At 52.2% G+C, this 15,297-nt stretch carries 12 protein-coding genes; 7 read left to right on the top strand and 5 right to left on the bottom strand.

From position 1 onward, the window contains the following. The first annotated feature begins 263 nt into the window (after nucleotides 1–263). Both IEY53_RS06900 and IEY53_RS06905 read left to right on the top strand, forming a co-directional pair. On the top strand, nucleotides 264–1,355 hold the full coding sequence (locus IEY53_RS06900) for a glycerol dehydrogenase (RefSeq protein WP_189023307.1): 1,092 nt from the start codon (nucleotides 264–266) through the stop codon (nucleotides 1,353–1,355). A 99-nt stretch (nucleotides 1,356–1,454) separates the two neighbouring features. Next, the gene (locus IEY53_RS06905; protein ID WP_189023309.1) at nucleotides 1,455–2,324 is read left to right on the top strand and encodes a divergent polysaccharide deacetylase family protein; all 870 of its coding nucleotides are present in this window, start codon (nucleotides 1,455–1,457) and stop codon (nucleotides 2,322–2,324) included. Here the strand turns inward: IEY53_RS06905 and IEY53_RS06910 are convergent. Further along, entirely contained in the window at nucleotides 2,311–3,063 is a 753-nt protein-coding gene (locus IEY53_RS06910) for an N-acetylmuramoyl-L-alanine amidase family protein (RefSeq protein ID WP_229696025.1), read from the bottom strand. The genes IEY53_RS06905 and IEY53_RS06910 overlap by 14 nt on opposite strands. 173 nt (nucleotides 3,064–3,236) lie before the next feature. On the opposite strand from IEY53_RS06910, the gene IEY53_RS06915 reads away from it, so the two are divergent. Beyond that, nucleotides 3,237–3,416 (top strand): YqzE family protein, encoded by a 180-nt coding sequence (locus tag IEY53_RS06915; RefSeq protein ID WP_189023311.1) that lies wholly within the window; start codon nucleotides 3,237–3,239, stop codon nucleotides 3,414–3,416. An 87-nt stretch (nucleotides 3,417–3,503) separates the two neighbouring features. On the opposite strand, the gene IEY53_RS06920 is transcribed toward IEY53_RS06915, so the two are convergent. The 3 genes from IEY53_RS06920 to IEY53_RS06930 form a co-directional block, all read right to left on the bottom strand. Next, the gene (locus tag IEY53_RS06920; protein WP_189023313.1) at nucleotides 3,504–4,523 is read right to left on the bottom strand and encodes a hypothetical protein; all 1,020 of its coding nucleotides are present in this window, start codon (nucleotides 4,521–4,523) and stop codon (nucleotides 3,504–3,506) included. 137 nt (nucleotides 4,524–4,660) lie between these two features. Continuing rightward, complete coding sequence (locus IEY53_RS06925; RefSeq protein ID WP_189023315.1) at nucleotides 4,661–5,701, bottom strand: YqhG family protein; 1,041 nt, start codon at nucleotides 5,699–5,701, stop codon at nucleotides 4,661–4,663. After that, nucleotides 5,698–7,443 (bottom strand): DEAD/DEAH box helicase, encoded by a 1,746-nt coding sequence (locus IEY53_RS06930; protein ID WP_189023317.1) that lies wholly within the window; start codon nucleotides 7,441–7,443, stop codon nucleotides 5,698–5,700. The genes IEY53_RS06925 and IEY53_RS06930 overlap by 4 nt, the downstream gene beginning before the upstream one ends. Nucleotides 7,444–7,795: 352 nt before the next feature. On the opposite strand from IEY53_RS06930, the gene IEY53_RS06935 reads away from it, so the two are divergent. Further along, nucleotides 7,796–11,536, top strand: a complete 3,741-nt coding sequence (locus IEY53_RS06935; protein WP_373293815.1) for a ribonucleotide reductase barrel domain-containing protein — start codon at nucleotides 7,796–7,798, stop codon at nucleotides 11,534–11,536. 122 nt (nucleotides 11,537–11,658) lie between these two features. On the opposite strand, the gene IEY53_RS06940 is transcribed toward IEY53_RS06935, so the two are convergent. Continuing rightward, a complete protein-coding gene (locus IEY53_RS06940; RefSeq protein ID WP_189023321.1) occupies nucleotides 11,659–12,012 on the bottom strand; it encodes a hypothetical protein in 354 nt (117 codons plus the stop codon). Nucleotides 12,013–13,071: 1,059 nt separating this feature from the next. Between IEY53_RS06940 and IEY53_RS06945 the strand changes: the two genes are divergently transcribed. The 3 genes from IEY53_RS06945 (at nucleotide 13,072) to rarD (ending at nucleotide 15,149) form a co-directional block, all read left to right on the top strand. Beyond that, nucleotides 13,072–13,509: a nuclear transport factor 2 family protein gene (locus IEY53_RS06945; protein ID WP_189023323.1), complete on the top strand. Its 438-nt coding sequence runs from the start codon at nucleotides 13,072–13,074 to the stop codon at nucleotides 13,507–13,509. A 319-nt stretch (nucleotides 13,510–13,828) separates the two neighbouring features. Beyond that, a complete protein-coding gene (locus IEY53_RS06950) occupies nucleotides 13,829–14,062 on the top strand; it encodes an XRE family transcriptional regulator (RefSeq protein WP_189023325.1) in 234 nt (77 codons plus the stop codon). Between the two features lie 184 nt (nucleotides 14,063–14,246). Further along, a complete protein-coding gene (rarD, locus tag IEY53_RS06955) occupies nucleotides 14,247–15,149 on the top strand; it encodes an EamA family transporter RarD (protein WP_189023327.1) in 903 nt (300 codons plus the stop codon). The last annotated feature ends 148 nt before the right edge of the window (nucleotides 15,150–15,297 follow it).

A 15,297-nucleotide genomic window follows, 5' to 3' on the forward strand; every position in this document is an offset into this window, starting at 1 on the left:
CTCTGAGAGGGAAGGCTATGAGCATCTCACCCGCGCATCTCTAGTCTGCGGAAAGTTCTATAATCCAGTACTCATAAGTGCCAAGTGTGAGTGGTGCGGCATCGGCAGCAGGGGTGGCAACGTTAGCGGCCGCGCAGAAATAATGGAATATAAGTTGACCTGAAAGCTCCTTGGAACCAAGGAGCTTTTTCTCATAGCAGATGAAGAGCGGCCACGCGTATGATGAATCTGTGAGGATTTCTTAAAGAGGGGGACGAAGGGAAATGACGCAGATCATAACAGCTCCATCCCGATATATACAAGGGCAAGGCGAGATAGCCAAACTGGGTGTGCATGTTGCCAATCTCGGTGTACGGAATGGCTATGCCATCGTTGATCCATTTATATATGCCCATTACAAGGAGGAGATAGAGCAGAGTTTCAGCGAGGTGGCTATGGCCGTACAGCTTCAAGTGTTTCGGGGAGAGTGCAGTCAAAGCCAGGTGGAGGCTATTCTGCGGGACATGGAAGGCTCGGATATCGGAGTGATTCTTGGCATTGGCGGCGGCAAAACAATGGATACAGCCAAAGCCGTCAGCCATTTCGCCTCGCTTCCGGTTGTGATTGTTCCTACCGTTGCTTCAACAGATGCACCCTGCAGTGCATTGTCCGTCTTGTATACGGACGAAGGTCGGCTTGACCGCTATCTTCCGCTAACCAGAAACCCTGACCTCGTTATCGCGGATGTAGGCATCATTGCCAAAGCACCCCCAAGGCTGCTTTCGGCAGGAATGGGCGATGCATTGTCAACGTTCTATGAAGCCAGAGCCTGCCATCAATCAGGCGCGGTCACGCTGGCCGGAGGGGGTTCTTCCATTGCCGCTCTTGCACTGGCGCGGGCTTGCCGGGATACGCTGTTTGCGGATGGAGCTGATGCCCTGCATGCGGCCAGAGAAGGGAAGATAACCCCGGCACTTGAGCATATTGTCGAAGCCAATATTTATTTAAGCGGGATCGGCTTTGAGAGCGGCGGCTTGGCTGCAGCCCACGCCATACATAACGGGCTGACATTTCTTGAGGAGTGCCGGCAAATGTATCACGGAGAAAAGGTAGCCTTCGGAACGATTGAGCAGCTTGTTCTGGAACAGGCGCCGATTGATGAGATCCGGCAGATGATCCATTTCTGCAGAGAAGTAGGCCTGCCCGTAACACTGGAGGATTTGGGGGTTAATAACCCGGAACATGAAAAACTGTTAATTGTGGCGGAGGCCAGTTGTACAGAAGACGGGCCAATGCGGAATATGCCGATTGAGGTCTGCATAGGTGATGTGCTGGAAGCCATACAGACAGCGGATAGACTTGGACAAATGGCCTAAGCCGCAGATTGCTAATTATTGCGTATCCCCCTGACACATATTTAACCTGCTGAATCCAAACAATGAGAGCACTGGCCCAATACCAAGGAGGCGATCTCATTGCATGATTCGAAGGGAAAGTATAAACACTATCTGCTGTATCTGCTGCTTCCCGCACTCATTATAGGGGTCTGCGGCCCCGCAGCCGAGGGGGCCGTAAGCGCTTCTGCCCCCTTGCAAGCCGCAACCTCATCCCAGAAGAAGGATTCTGCCGCAACCCGCAGCAGGGTTGCGATCATTATCGACGACCTGGGCAACGGCTTGCGGGGAACGGACGAAATCCTCTCGCTGCCCATCAAGCTTACCGTAGCCGTTATGCCTTTTCTGTCCACGACAGAAAGTGATGCACGGCGGGCGCACGAACGCGGCTATGACGTTCTGCTCCATCTGCCGATGGAGCCGCGTCAGGGCAAGCCCTCCTGGCTGGGGCCGGGGGCTATCCTTGCAGATATGAGTGATGCAGAGGTGCACAGCCGTGTAGAAGCCGCTCTTGATAATGTTCCCTTTGCGATCGGAATAAACAATCATATGGGCTCCAAGGTGACAGGGAATGAGCGGGTAATGCGCATTGTACTGGCGGTTTGCAAGGAACGGGGGCTTTTTTATCTCGACAGCAAGACTAATTCCCGTTCAGTTGTCGGCAAAATCGCCCGTGAGATGGGGCTGCCCCCTGTAGAAAATCACATCTTTCTGGATGACACCCATTCGGTGAATCATGTCATTAAACAACTACGCCTTGTGGGGGAGAAGGCTGAGGATCAGCGGTATTGTGTGACGATTGGCCATGTCGGTATTCAAGGTAAAAAAACCGCTGCAGGCATCCGCAGCGGCATAGAGGCTATGAAAGGGCAGGTTGATTTTGTCGGAATTTCCGATTTGGTCAGGGAAGAGTGGCACTGGAGTCCACGGCCTTCGCTTACATTTCCATAAGATAAGCCGCAATTCCGCCCGCGATAGCTTCCGCTATTTCCTCTTGGCCCTTCCCGCTGCACAGCTTGGCGCGGTCAACCGGACTGCTGATAAAACCCGCCTCGACGATGACCGTTGTGGCGGTTATTTTGTTAAGCAGATAGAACGGTTTCCCGGGTCTCGGATCGCCTTCGACCTGGTACAGCCGGTTCAATTGGTTCTGGATTGACTTGGCCAGCATGTAGCTGCGTCCTTCCTGGCGGTACAATACAAGCGGTCCGTGCTTGGCAGGAGAAGGTGCCCAGTTGACGTGGATGCTGACAACCACATTGGCCGGGAGCGTCTCGGCCAGCTCTTTCCGCTGGGCCAGATCCCGCAGATGGCGGGAAGAGCTGCGGAGCCAGCGGTTCTCGTCGCTTGGCGCATAATCGCCATTGCGGTTCAGGATGGCATCGAACCCGTCACTGCGCAGCAGCAGGAACAAACGCCGTGAGATGTCCAGGGTAATGTTTTTTTCCAGGATATCGCCATATGATGTGCCCCCGTCAATCCCCCCGTGGCCGGCATCAATCAGAATCATCCGGTGGCCATGGCCCAGCAAGGGCTGGCGCTCTTCCGGAGCAGCTTCTATGGCAAACGCAGCGGATACCTGGCCGGGCTGTGACAGCAGCAACAAGGGCAGGGATAGCAGAAGAGGTGCCAGAGCAGCAATGAACCGGCGGCGCAGCGCAATACTTTTAGGTGTAAGCACTATATCCACAATATAAACCTCCTTGTCTGAAAAGGATAAACTGGCTGGATACTTTGTTAGATTGTGCTCCAGCAGCAGAACCTATTCGGGAACAGGGGCTAGAGTTTAAACCACCCCCGGATGGGCATACTAAGGGTACAGGATACGTCTGATGATGGACTAACATTCGGGAGGTGGCGTCTATGGCTTCCAGTGGGGAAGAACTTGTAAAATACATTACCGAAAAAGTGGTTGTATATATTGAGGACCCGCGCAGTATCAAGGAACGAAGGGCGGCGGCGAAGCAGCCCTGGTCGCAAAAATGGTTCGGGATGCTTCCATTGTCCTGGTCTATCTGGTGGAGCAAGTGGAAACGCAAGTAGGTGAAAGAAGTAATGGTGTTTCAAAAAAACCTTCCAGCGCCATACACGGCAGTGGAAGGTTTTTTCGTGTGTCCGTCAAGAAGAGCGCTAATGCGTATCCGGCAGCTGGTGCAAAGAGCCTTTTTCTATAAGCATTTGAAAAGGGAGGAATCTTCGGCCATCCGGTCCGGAAGCGGCGTAGACGGCAGGGCTTCCTTGTATTTGGCCCTTACCGGGATCAGGCTGCCAGAGCTGGTAGCCTGTAATCATAAAAGGTCCTCCCACCGTATCATTCTGACCGGCTGCCTGGAAGGCCAGGCTGCTAAGAGGGGGGAGCAGGTTGGCTGGATTGTCCAGGCTGACTGCTGCCAGCTGCGGAGAGGTCAACCAGAGCAAATCTGCGCCCGGGTCATCTGTGCCTCCGCTCCGGTAGGCCGGAACGGGAGAAAAGGCCGGGCCGCTGCTGGTTACGGTATGGTGAATCCCGGCAGGTGCGCCTTGAAGTATACGTTCGGCCTTGCCGGCGTTCCAAGGCAGAACTTCAGGAACCGCAGCATTGAGATAAACAGTCTTCCCGTCCAGCGATATTTTCCAGAGCGGCAGTAGCGGTGCATACAGTGCCGTGAGTGTAACCTTACCTGAATAAGAAGAATGAATGATGCCCTCCTGCACCAGATACTGGCGCAGATCGGTCAGACTGTAGGGAAGCCCGGAGGTTCCGGCTCCGTATTCACTAAGCATATAACCGCCGGTATCCGTAGCGGAGATGATCAAATAGCCGATCCGCTGCTTGTCCTGCATCACATTGACAAGCCAGCTATGTGTACCGGGTCCCAGCGGATAATACACGGGTTCCGCTTCCTTCCAGGCCCCGAAAGACGGGTCGGCGGCAAGCCTGCTGAGGGTATCCCGCACAAAATCCTGAAGGGTTCCTGCAGCAGGCGAAGCCTTGATTTCGAGCACCGGGAGGTCGTTCTGCAATACAGTCTGCATCACGCTGACACGGCTGCCGGTAGCGGAGAGAGCTGAGGGGAAGGCTGCCGCAGCGGTACCCAAAGTGAGGCAGAGCAGCAGAAGCAGCCAGCGGGTCCACCTGAGTCCTGGCCTGCGCAGCAATCTATTTTTCATGCACCCATTCACCTTTCCTTATCTTTTCATACTGTTATTGTAGCGGACAAGCCGCAAAAAGCCTGTTGCTTGCTGTCAGAGGACAGTACGGGGATTCCTTTGTTTTTTTGCCTGGTTTTAGCGGACAGGGTCGCATTCTACGTACTCCGCAGATGAAACAGTCCGCAGGTTATCGCAGAAACTGCGATTTCCGGCTCATATTGCCAGGTGGTTTCGGTGCGGCGGCGATTGTACTGTTCTTCCGTGGCCTGCCGTTTCTCCTCATCCGGATCTTTAAGCAGTTCCTTGTAATAGACATCGACGATGGCCAGTTCCATCCGCAGACGCTCACGGGCTTCTGCGGCCCAGTTGTAATCCAGCGTTGCCAGATAAGCGGTCAAATGGGTTTCGATCCGCTCTGCTGCCGCCGACGGTGACAGCTCATGAGGCTGAATATGCACATTCTCAGGCAGTCGCGGAATTAGTGCCCTGGCTGCAAGCTTGACTGCGAAATCGTCTTCAATGGCCCCTGATGTGAGTGATATTCCTATAAAATGGAGCTCCTCGCGTTTCAGATCGCAGGTCATCTCCACTTTATAGCAGACGCCAAGCCATGGCTCGTACGCTGCCGAGAACACCGTGTTCCGCTGCCGGCTGCCCGGGTCCTCGAACAGATACAGATATTTGCCTTCATCCCGGGCTGCCGTCCAGATCTGCCGCAGCCGCCGGCTGCCGTAGATCACATCCTCGCGCCGGATCATGCCGGGACCGATCCGCGGCAGCGCCGGAACGATCCCGAAATAACGGGCCAGAATGCCTTCCTTGGGGTCCCCTGTGGGACCGCCCGGAACAGCGGCAGGCTCTGCGGCGGCTTCGATTTCGGCAGGTCTGCCCAGCCCGGGACCGCCGCTGCTCGTTACAGGGGAGTTGAGCCCAAACGGCATTACCGGAGGTGCCGGCGCGGACGCCTGGTTGTCATACTGCTCCGGATCAAACACGAACGTAAAGGACAATGTCTCGGGCGGAGCCCCGGTACGCTCGACAAACCCCCAATAATAAGGGCGGTCTGTGAGCATCTGATCCGCCCGCGGCGACAGCTTGACTGTAACATGATGCGGTGAGGCTTCAATAATATGGCATTCCGTCGCTTCCAGATAATCCATAACCTGCTTGCGGATCTGTGCTGGGGTGAGTGTCATTTCACCGCCCCGCTTTCTTGCTGAACATCTTGGGTCAGTTCACTGAACGATTCTCCTATATGGTCCAGTTCTTGGCGAAGCTCTTCTTCACTGCGGGATTCAAGCATGATTTTGTACAAGCTTTTCTCCAGAGATTCCTTCTTCTCCAGGCGTTCAAGGATAACATCCAGGCCTCCGATGACCATCTCGAACATATTGATTTTCTCATGCAGGAGATGAAGGATATGCTCTTCAATGGTTCCCTGTGTGGACAGGTTATAAATGATCACGTCATTCTGCTGGCCCAGCCGGTGCACCCGCCCGATCCGCTGTTCAACCCGCATGGGATTCCACGGCAGGTCAAAGTTAATCATGTGGTGGCAGAACTGCAGATTAATACCTTCGCCGCCCGCCTCGGTAGCGATCATGACCTGGGCGCGGCCCCGGAAGAGGTCCATCATCCAGTCTTTTTTCCCGCGGTTCATCCCGCCTGAATAGGTGACGCATTGCAGCCCATGTTCACGGAAATACTGTAACAGATATTCCTGGGTCGCACGGTATTCCGTGAATACGATAACTTTTTCGTTCATCTCCTGGATAAGCGACAGTGCCGTATCGGCTTTTGTGTTTTTTTTGACCGTCCGCAGCGTCTGCAGCAGCGTCATCATCCGGTCGCGTTTGGGGGAGTCGGCAGGCAGTTTTTTGATCAGATTGACCAAGGTAATAAACACAGCATCCCGGCTGCTGCACACCTCGCGCTGAAGGGTAACGAGGGAGAGCATGCTGCTCAGATTGCCGCCGGCCTCCTGATATTGATCTCTGACAAAAGAAGTCACGCTGTCATATAAATCTTTCTCCTCAGCCGAGAGCGTCAGCGGGATATTGCGGACTTTCCGTTTCGTGAAATTGACAGGCCCTTCACCACGCCGGTTGCGGATCATAACCTTGGAAAGCTCTTCCCGGAGCTGCCCTTCATTCTTCGGCTGACGTTTATCCACGACAAAGTTGGCGGCAAAATCCCCCTGGTTTCCGAGCTGCCCCGGCTTCAGCAGGGTAATCAAATTAAACAGCTCGCCGAGATCATTCTGAACAGGGGTTGCGGTAAGCAGGAGGCAATATTTTTTGCGCAGCTGCTGGACAAACAGGTAGTTGGTCGATTTCTTGTTTTTCAATTTATGGGCTTCGTCGATAATCAGCATGTCGTATTCATTGGCCAGCAGGAATTCCTTGTGGGGATCCCGTTTCGCCGTGTCCATGGAGGCTACGACGATATCATTGCCCCAGGAATATGCCTTTTTCTGGGCAACCGCAGAGATGCCGAACTTGGCATTCAGCTCACGCACCCATTGCAGGACAAGCGAGGCCGGCACCAGAATCAGCACTTTGGAGACCAGCCCGCGCACCAGATATTCTTTTAGCACAAGCCCTGCTTCAATGGTCTTGCCGAGTCCCACCTCGTCTGCGAGGATCGCCCGTCCCGACATCTCAAAAAGCACTTTATGAGCCGTATCCAGCTGGTGGGGCAGCGGGGATAACCCGGTTAGGTGCTGGAGGCACTGCAGCTCGTCGAAGCTGGTTACCAGGCCGGATTGGACACCCTGTATCCCCAGTCGGGTCAATCTCCAGTCGCCCCATGGTCCGCCTTTGTCAAGCTTTTGCTCCAGCTCCTGCAGCCAGCCCCGGTCAAAAGAAAGGGGGACGGGCAGCAAAGGTGCATTCTTCTTGCCTTCGGGCAGCGGGGAATTGCGGAATAATTGCGTCATAGGGCCTCCTCAGATACTTGAGATAGATAGTAGTACGTAGAAGTAGTATGCTCGTAATCAAGAGGATTCATAACCTGCTATTTTTAAAGGGCCGTATTCAAAAAAAGAGCAAGAACGAGAAAAAACGGGATTTACCAGGGATATTTCCCCAACAATCCGCTTTTCTCCGAAAGAACATCTGATACAATATGTGGTATAGTTTAGAGGTTGGTTAACACCATATATTGTGACGATTCTTTGAAATAAGTATTCAGGAAGCCAGACCCTGCGGTCATTTGTCATTGACAAGATAATTTCCTGAAACAAGGCCGCAGTAACGACAGGTCAATTACACATGCGGGAGGTTTTTGTATTGGGTACAGCAGAACGAAAGCAGCGGCTTGAGGGACTGAGCGAGAAGATATTTCTGGATCGCTATGCCTGGAAGGATGCGGACAGCAACAATGCCAAGGTAGGTGACGTGGTGCTGGTGCTGACTAAAGATGATCCCAAATTTCCGACCAAGGAAGTCGGAGAGATTGTAGAACGCAGCGGACGGAGCGTTACGGTCAAGACCCGCAGCGGCCAACTGGTGCAGTCGGATGTGGAGAAGCTGACGCTTAATATAGAGAAGACGCCGGAAGAAATGTGGGATCGTCTGGCTTCGGCGATGGCTTCTGTAGAACAAACGCCTGAGCTGCAGGCAGAATGGACAGGCAAATTCCGGGCGATTCTGGATGATTGGAAGCTGGTGCCGGGCGGGCGGATTGCCGCAGGTGCAGGTGCAAGCGAGGAACTGACCCTTTTTAACTGTTATGTTATTCCTTCTCCCAAAGACAGCCGCGGCGGCATCATGCAGACGTTGTCGGAAATGACCGAGATTATGGCCCGCGGAGGCGGCGTGGGCATTAATCTGTCCTCACTGCGCCCGCGGAGGGCTATTGTCAGAGGGGTGAACGGCTCCTCCAGCGGTTCTGTCTCCTGGGGCGGATTGTTTAGCTACACCACCGGACTGATTGAGCAAGGCGGCAGCCGCCGCGGTGCGCTGATGCTGATGATCAATGACTGGCATCCGGATGTGCTCGATTTCATTACCGTGAAGCAGACGATGGGTCAGGTCACCAATGCTAACCTGTCCGTATGCGTCAGCAATGCTTTTATGAAGGCTGTGAAGGAGGATCTGGATTGGGAGCTGGTCTTCCCGGATACAACCGATCCGGATTATGACACCCTGTGGGACGGGGATCTGGATAAATGGAAAGCGGACAACCGCCGGGTCATTCCATACCGTACGGTGAAGGCGCGCGAGGTGTGGCATACCATTATTGAATCGGCCTGGAAATCAGCGGAGCCGGGTGTTGTATTCATGGAATACTACAACCAGATGTCCAACAGCTGGTATTTCAACCCGATTATTTGTACTAATCCTTGCTTTCATCCCGGCACAAGAATTACAACCGAATTTGGTTTGATTACCATAGAAGATTTGTACAAGAAGACCGCCGGCGAAACGTTCCTGGTGGGGACAGATTCTCGTTTGCTGGAGCAGGCTAAGGTGGTAAATGGGCGTTCTTATGAAATTCCAGGTGTAGTGATGCGGCGTGCCACTGTATTTCCGACAGGCAAGAAAGAGACCGTAGTCGTGTCACTGCGGAACGGGATGGAGCTCAGTGTGACGAAGGATCACCGTCTGTATACCAGCAGCGGCTGGAAAGAGGCACAGCATATAACCGCCGAGGATTATGTCTATATTCAATCGGGCCAAGGCCGTTTTGCAGCTGAGGATAACCTGGGAGAAGATTGGGGGCTGTTCTTGGGTTGGTTAACAGGAGACGGCTGGGTATCCAGACGCGGCGATATCGGCATGGTGTTTGGCGGCGGTGACCAGGATGCAGTGGAGCGGCTGGTTGCAGCAGGTGAGAAGATCACTGGTGTGACAGCAAAAGTGTATGAGCGGACGAACGGGACTAAACAGGTCTATTGGTGGCGTAAAGAGCTGCTTGAGAAGCTGACCGAGCTTGGAGTAAAAGCAGTCAAGGCACCGGAGAAAGAAGTGCCCGAGGCCATATTTACTTCATCCGAGACGACGGTGACCGCGTTTCTGCAAGGGCTGTTCAGTGCAGACGGAACCGTCTATGAACGGGATGATATGCGGCGTGGAGTCCGGCTTACTTCATCTTCCAAAAAGCTTTTGCAGGGGGTTCAGCTCCTGCTGCTTAATTACGGGATTCATGGACATATCTATGCCCGCCCTAAACAATCACAATCACAGTTTGAGTACACAACCCTAGCTGGTGAACATCGGACGTATGCATCCAAAGGTTTCTATGAGCTGGTGTTGACAGGCAATAACATTCTTGAATTCAAAGAAAAAATCGGCTTCGGCTGTGTTCCCAGAAAACAGCAGGCGCTTGAACGGATCGCCAGATCTTCGCGTAAATCCGAGAAGTTCCTATCCAAAGTTGTTTCGGTAGATCCGGGAGAAACCGTCACGGTGTATGACATTACCGAGCCGGTGACGCATTCCCTGTTGGCTGATGGTATAGTGGCCCACAATTGCGGTGAACAAGGACTGCCCGGCTGGGGGGTCTGCAACCTGTCAGCCGTGAACTTGTCCAAGTTCTACAACGAGGAGAACCATGATGTAGATTGGGCGGATTTGGCGACAACCACCCGTTATTCAGTTCGTTTCCTGGATAATGTTATCGACACAACACCGTACCATTTCCCCGAGAACGAAGCGAATCAGAAGCTGGAACGCCGGGTAGGCCTTGGCACTATGGGGCTGGCGGAGCTGATGATCAAGCTGGGCATCCGTTATGGCAGCGCAGAATCCCTTGAGTTCCTGGACAAGCTGTATGGCTTCATGGCCCGGGAGGCTTATTTGGCCTCGGCGGAGATCGCCGCAGAGAAGGGATCATTCCAGGCCTTTGATACGGAGAAATATCTGCAAAGCGGATTTATGCGGAATATTACCGGAACCTATCCCGAAGTGGGCGAAGCAATCCGGGAGCACGGTATGCGCAACGTTACAGTCATCACCCAAGCGCCTACCGGCAGCACGGGAACGATGGTCGGCACCTCAACCGGTATTGAGCCGTATTTTGCCTTTAAATATTTCCGTCAGAGCCGGCTTGGGTATGACGAGCAGTTTGTGCCGATTGCCAAGGAATGGCTGGATACCCATCCGGGTGAGGAGCTTCCTGATTACTTCGTAACGTCGATGGATCTGTCCGCCAAGGATCATATCCGCGCACAGGCGGCAATCCAGCGCTGGGTGGACAGCTCGATTTCCAAGACGGCGAACTGCCCATCCGACTTCACCGTTGAGGAAACGGCAGAGCTGTACGAAATGGCCTTCGATCTCGGCTGCAAAGGCGTAACGATCTATCGTGACGGCAGCCGTGACGTACAGGTTCTGGAGACTACCAGAAAAGAAGAGAAGCAGGAGACTCCGGCAGCAGAACCTGCACCTGCTGTGGAAAGTACCCTTGCATCTGCGGCTCCTGGCGTGCTGGACAAACAATACAAGAAACGTCCGCAAGTGCTGCGCGGGGCGACCTATAAGATCAATACGCCGTTCGGCATGGCGTATATCACCATTAACGATCTGGACGGAATACCGGCTGAGATTTTCCTGAACGTAGGCAAGGCTGGTTCCGACGTCTTTGCCATGGCCGAAGCGCTGGGCCGTGTCTGCTCACTGTTCCTGCGGTATGGCGATCACGGGGAGAAGGTCGAACTGCTGATCAAACACCTCAAGGGCATCGGCGGCTCCGGGGCCATCGGGTTCGGCGCGAACCGCGTAGAGTCTATTGCCGATGCGGTAGCCAAGGCACTGGAATCCCATGTGCAGCACAACAGGGATGACGACCATGTTCCGGCACCGATCGCCGCCACGCTGGAGCTGGAGGATTTCACCGAGGCGCTGAACGCTGAGCTGAAATCCGGCGTTCCGGCAGCCACGGCTACGGAAGACAGCCACGGCGGACATGCTGCACACAGCCATGCCACTGCTTCGCGTGACCTGTGCCCCTCCTGCGGCGGCGCTTCCCTGATTAATGTCGAGGGCTGTAAGACCTGCGGGAATTGCGGGTATAGTCGGTGCGGGTAGTAAACGGCGCGTGCATTTTAGTGTTTGTGTGTGTGATGGATCATGAAAGCTGCAAAAAACTCCACGACTCATGCGAAAAGTATTCGCAGAAAATGAAATTTGTACATTAAAGTGAATAAAAATTAACTCCCCTGCCTACAGAAACTAATATTCTGTAGGCTTTTTGTTGCGAATTGGAGAATTTCTACTGCACCGATCATCTCTTCCCATTGTTTTTGATTTGAATTAGTCCTCCATAGTATTTTGGCGATAGATGCAAGAATCCCGCCTGCTATCTTCCATGATGATAATCCCAAAGTGCTGGCGGTATTCCCGGCATTTATAAGGGTTTGGGTAACTTCTGATGTAGTTTGGAGTGCGGCGTCTGAAACTGCTTCCTGTTGACGAACAGAGAGACTCTGTTCTCCCTGCGCAAGGGGGGACCTTGGCTGAGCAACCATGATTTCATTTTCATTGTTACTGGAATTTTGATTCATGTATAAACCTCCTTGTATCTTTCTTTTGTTTAAATTTAAATGTAATTTCAAAATTGTACACTAAGCCCTCCTTAAGTAATTAAACGATTTTGTAAAGTATATTTTCTAATTTATTATTGCAGGAGTGTAATATTATAAATATCTTCCTTTTTTTTGTTCGAGTCGGCGGATGCTCATACGCCACCGCGTCAGCTTTTGCTTTCGTGACAAGGTTTAGCGGTGCGGCTGCAGATAGGTTCGCTTCCTTCCAGCGCACTAACGCGGGAACGGATAGAAAACCGGAGCGGACAATCAGCTATTCTTCTTTGTGGCACCGTAAGGTTTGATTTGTATGCCGAAAAGCCCGCACAAGCGCGGGCCTTTCGGTGTGTGTATGAAGCTGGATAATCACTTAAAGGCAGCCCCCCCCGGCTTGAGCTCACAGGATTTCCGGCTGCTCTGCGAAGGATGGCAGGTGCGCAACTGCTTTATCATTTCAATGCCTATATAGTTATTATATTGCAATTAAACAGTGAAGTTACCAAAGAGACCATAGTAAGCAGTGCAGCATCACTAAGTTTGAAGCATCAGTTATATGAGAATAATTTCCCCGGTATCGTACATCTAAGACTTTTTCATTCTGATCTTATAATAACTACGCCTCAATTGTGGCAATTATGGATATTAATAGAAAAATAATAAGGCGCCACGGATATAGGACGTTCAGTTCCACTTGATCGGCTAGAATACTATCATAATCGGCCCATTCTTTCACTTTGTGATGCAAATGCGGAGAGGGATTGTCTAGAATGATGTACAAGCGTTCAGACCGATGAAACCGGTGCCGAAGCAAGTGGAAGAAACTAAGAATATCCTGATGCTTCTTCGTTTTTGAAGCATGGCCATACAACTGATCTGATTTTAAATCCAGCGCAGCAAGCAAATGCTTTACGCCATGAGGTTGGTTGTAGGTCGCCCGTAGCCGAATCGGTCTGTGTTTTTGAAATCAGCCTTTCCCACGGAAATTTGACAGGTGCGAAAAATATTTGTTCAACTCTACAATGGAGCGTGAATTAAGAAATGAACGACACAGCCAAGAAGAAGATAATTGAACACTTCCTTAGCCTTTATGGGCAAGGTCGATGGGGTGACCCTCAGAACACGGAGCCGTTGAACGAACTTCTCGACATGCTCACCGATGATGTCGAGTGGTGGATGAGCGGGCTTCCACACCCCGGGTTCGTCTCCAAGGATGAATTCCGATCGATGCTGGCCCCGCTAGACGACATTACTGACGGGCCACTTCAGATCGTCCCTACCGGTTGGACCATCCAAGGGGACCGTGTGGCAGTGGAAGCCTACTCAACAATGAAGTTGAAGAGTGGACGTCGCTATCAGAACCATTATCATTTTCTCTTTGAGCTCCGGGGCGATAAAATCGCCGTCTACCACGAGCATCACGACACGGCTCACGTAAACGACGTATTAATCAATCTCACGGATGACGCCGAGAAATAAAGCAGCTTATATGGTGATCGGGATTGATTTAGGGCTCCGCAGGAGGAGGTATTAAGCAAACGTGGAACGATAGCGTAGTACGATATAACCGGTCGTCGCCTGCGCCATTAAATTTAGCATTGTTACGCTCCTTATATAGTCCACTCGTATCTAATAATCACCAATCCGAAAGCATCGGTCGAAAACAACCCTGGGCAGAAATGCTCAGGGTTGTTTCGTTATTGCCGTTGATCTTTAACCCCCTTTATAAGGTATATTCATGCTGGTAATGGACAACGCTTAAGGTTAAATATTATGTTACGCGGGAGGTCATCGCTTCTTGAAATTTGAACTAGGACGCTGCTTACTGAATGAACGATTGATGGAATCCGGAAAGTCAGCGGAATGGCTGGCAAAAGACTTGCTTTTTAAATCGGAACGAGTTTACGACTTTATTGAAAACAAAAGAGTGATGCCACTCAAAATCGCCATATCGATTGCCGATTCCATCGGTTGTGATGTTCGTGCCTTGTATGAATTAATTCCGAACGATAATGAAGTAAAGGGAGATTAATGGAATAAGGGGTAGGTGGCATTAAGGCTACAAGATCCATAAATCTAACGGGAAACGATATCTCAAAATACAACGGCAGCTGAACAAGAGCGTGGCTTCCTGCTTGTCCGATTAATTCCTTTACTTAACCAGGATCGAGGCGTATAATCCGTTCAGACATCGGAGTAAGAAGAGGAGATTGATAATGAACAACGGGTTGGTCAACGCTATTATTGCGTATATCATGTGGGGAGTTCTCCCGCTGTATTGGAAGTTGTTTAACGATGTGCCGGCAGGCGAAATTCTGTCGCATCGGGTTGTCTGGTCGTTCGTCTTCATGGGTATTCTCGTCGCCGTCCAGCGCCGCTGGGGTGACATGAAGCGGATTGCGGCTAGCCGCTCACACCTGCTGTCGCTCGCCGCCAGCGGACTGCTGATCGCTGTTAATTGGCTCATCTTCATCTGGGCGGTCAACAACGGGCATGTCGTCGAGACAAGTCTCGGCTATTATTTGAACCCGTTGCTGAACGTGCTGCTAGCGGTCGTCTTCCTTCATGAGAAGCCAAACCGCGGCCAATGGCTCGCGATTACCATCGCTGGCGCCGCGGTGCTCATCATCGCCATCGACTACGGGCGTTTCCCGTGGGTCGCGATCTCGCTGGCCGCGTCGTTTGGCTTGTACGGCCTTGCGAAGAAGAAGACCGTGCAAGACGCTTCTGTAGGCTTGCTGTCGGAGACGGCTGTAGTCCTGCCCATCGCGCTCGGCTACTGGATCTATTTGGCGGCCGTGGGAGAGTCGACGGCATGGACGCTGCCTTCGTCTATGCTCGCCGAACTGCTTCTTTCCGGTGTGGTAACGGCGCTGCCGCTGCTATTTTTTGCGCGTGCGGCCGCCCGGATGTCGCTATCCACACTCGGCTTCGTACAATACATCGGGCCGACGATCATGCTGTTATTGAGCGTATTCGTGTTTAAGGAAACGGTCTCGCCGGTTCTGCTCGTCGGCTTCGCGCTCATTTGGACTGCGCTCGTCGTATACGCCGCAGCATCGGTTCGCGGAACGAAACTCGCGAAGGCGAACAAATATACAAAAGATAACAGGACGTAAGGGCAGTTGACCCTTATGAACATAAGTTATGGATTGCTTCTAAACAGGATGCCAGTATTTAATACAAACTAAAGAAAGCACCCAACGTGAGTTAAAGAGATTTAACCAAACTGCAGCTGAAGTTTGGCGTTATTTAGAGTATAACCAT

It is taken from the genome of Paenibacillus albidus (assembly GCF_014644435.1).
Classification (GTDB): Bacteria; Bacillota; Bacilli; order Paenibacillales; family Paenibacillaceae; genus Paenibacillus_AQ; species Paenibacillus_AQ albidus.

Excerpts from the sequence above, each read along its gene's own strand:
- IEY53_RS06900 (WP_189023307.1), top strand. The coding sequence starts at position 264 with ATGACGCAGATCATAACAGCTCCATCCCGATATATACAAGGGCAAGGC.
- IEY53_RS06915 (WP_189023311.1), top strand. The coding sequence starts at position 3,237 with ATGGCTTCCAGTGGGGAAGAACTTGTAAAATACATTACCGAAAAAGTG.
- IEY53_RS06920 (WP_189023313.1), bottom strand. The coding sequence starts at position 4,523 with ATGAAAAATAGATTGCTGCGCAGGCCAGGACTCAGGTGGACCCGCTGG.
- IEY53_RS06925 (WP_189023315.1), bottom strand. The coding sequence starts at position 5,701 with ATGACACTCACCCCAGCACAGATCCGCAAGCAGGTTATGGATTATCTG.
- IEY53_RS06930 (WP_189023317.1), bottom strand. The coding sequence starts at position 7,443 with ATGACGCAATTATTCCGCAATTCCCCGCTGCCCGAAGGCAAGAAGAAT.
- IEY53_RS06940 (WP_189023321.1), bottom strand. The coding sequence starts at position 12,012 with ATGAATCAAAATTCCAGTAACAATGAAAATGAAATCATGGTTGCTCAG.
- IEY53_RS06945 (WP_189023323.1), top strand. The coding sequence starts at position 13,072 with ATGAACGACACAGCCAAGAAGAAGATAATTGAACACTTCCTTAGCCTT.
- rarD (WP_189023327.1), top strand. The coding sequence starts at position 14,247 with ATGAACAACGGGTTGGTCAACGCTATTATTGCGTATATCATGTGGGGA.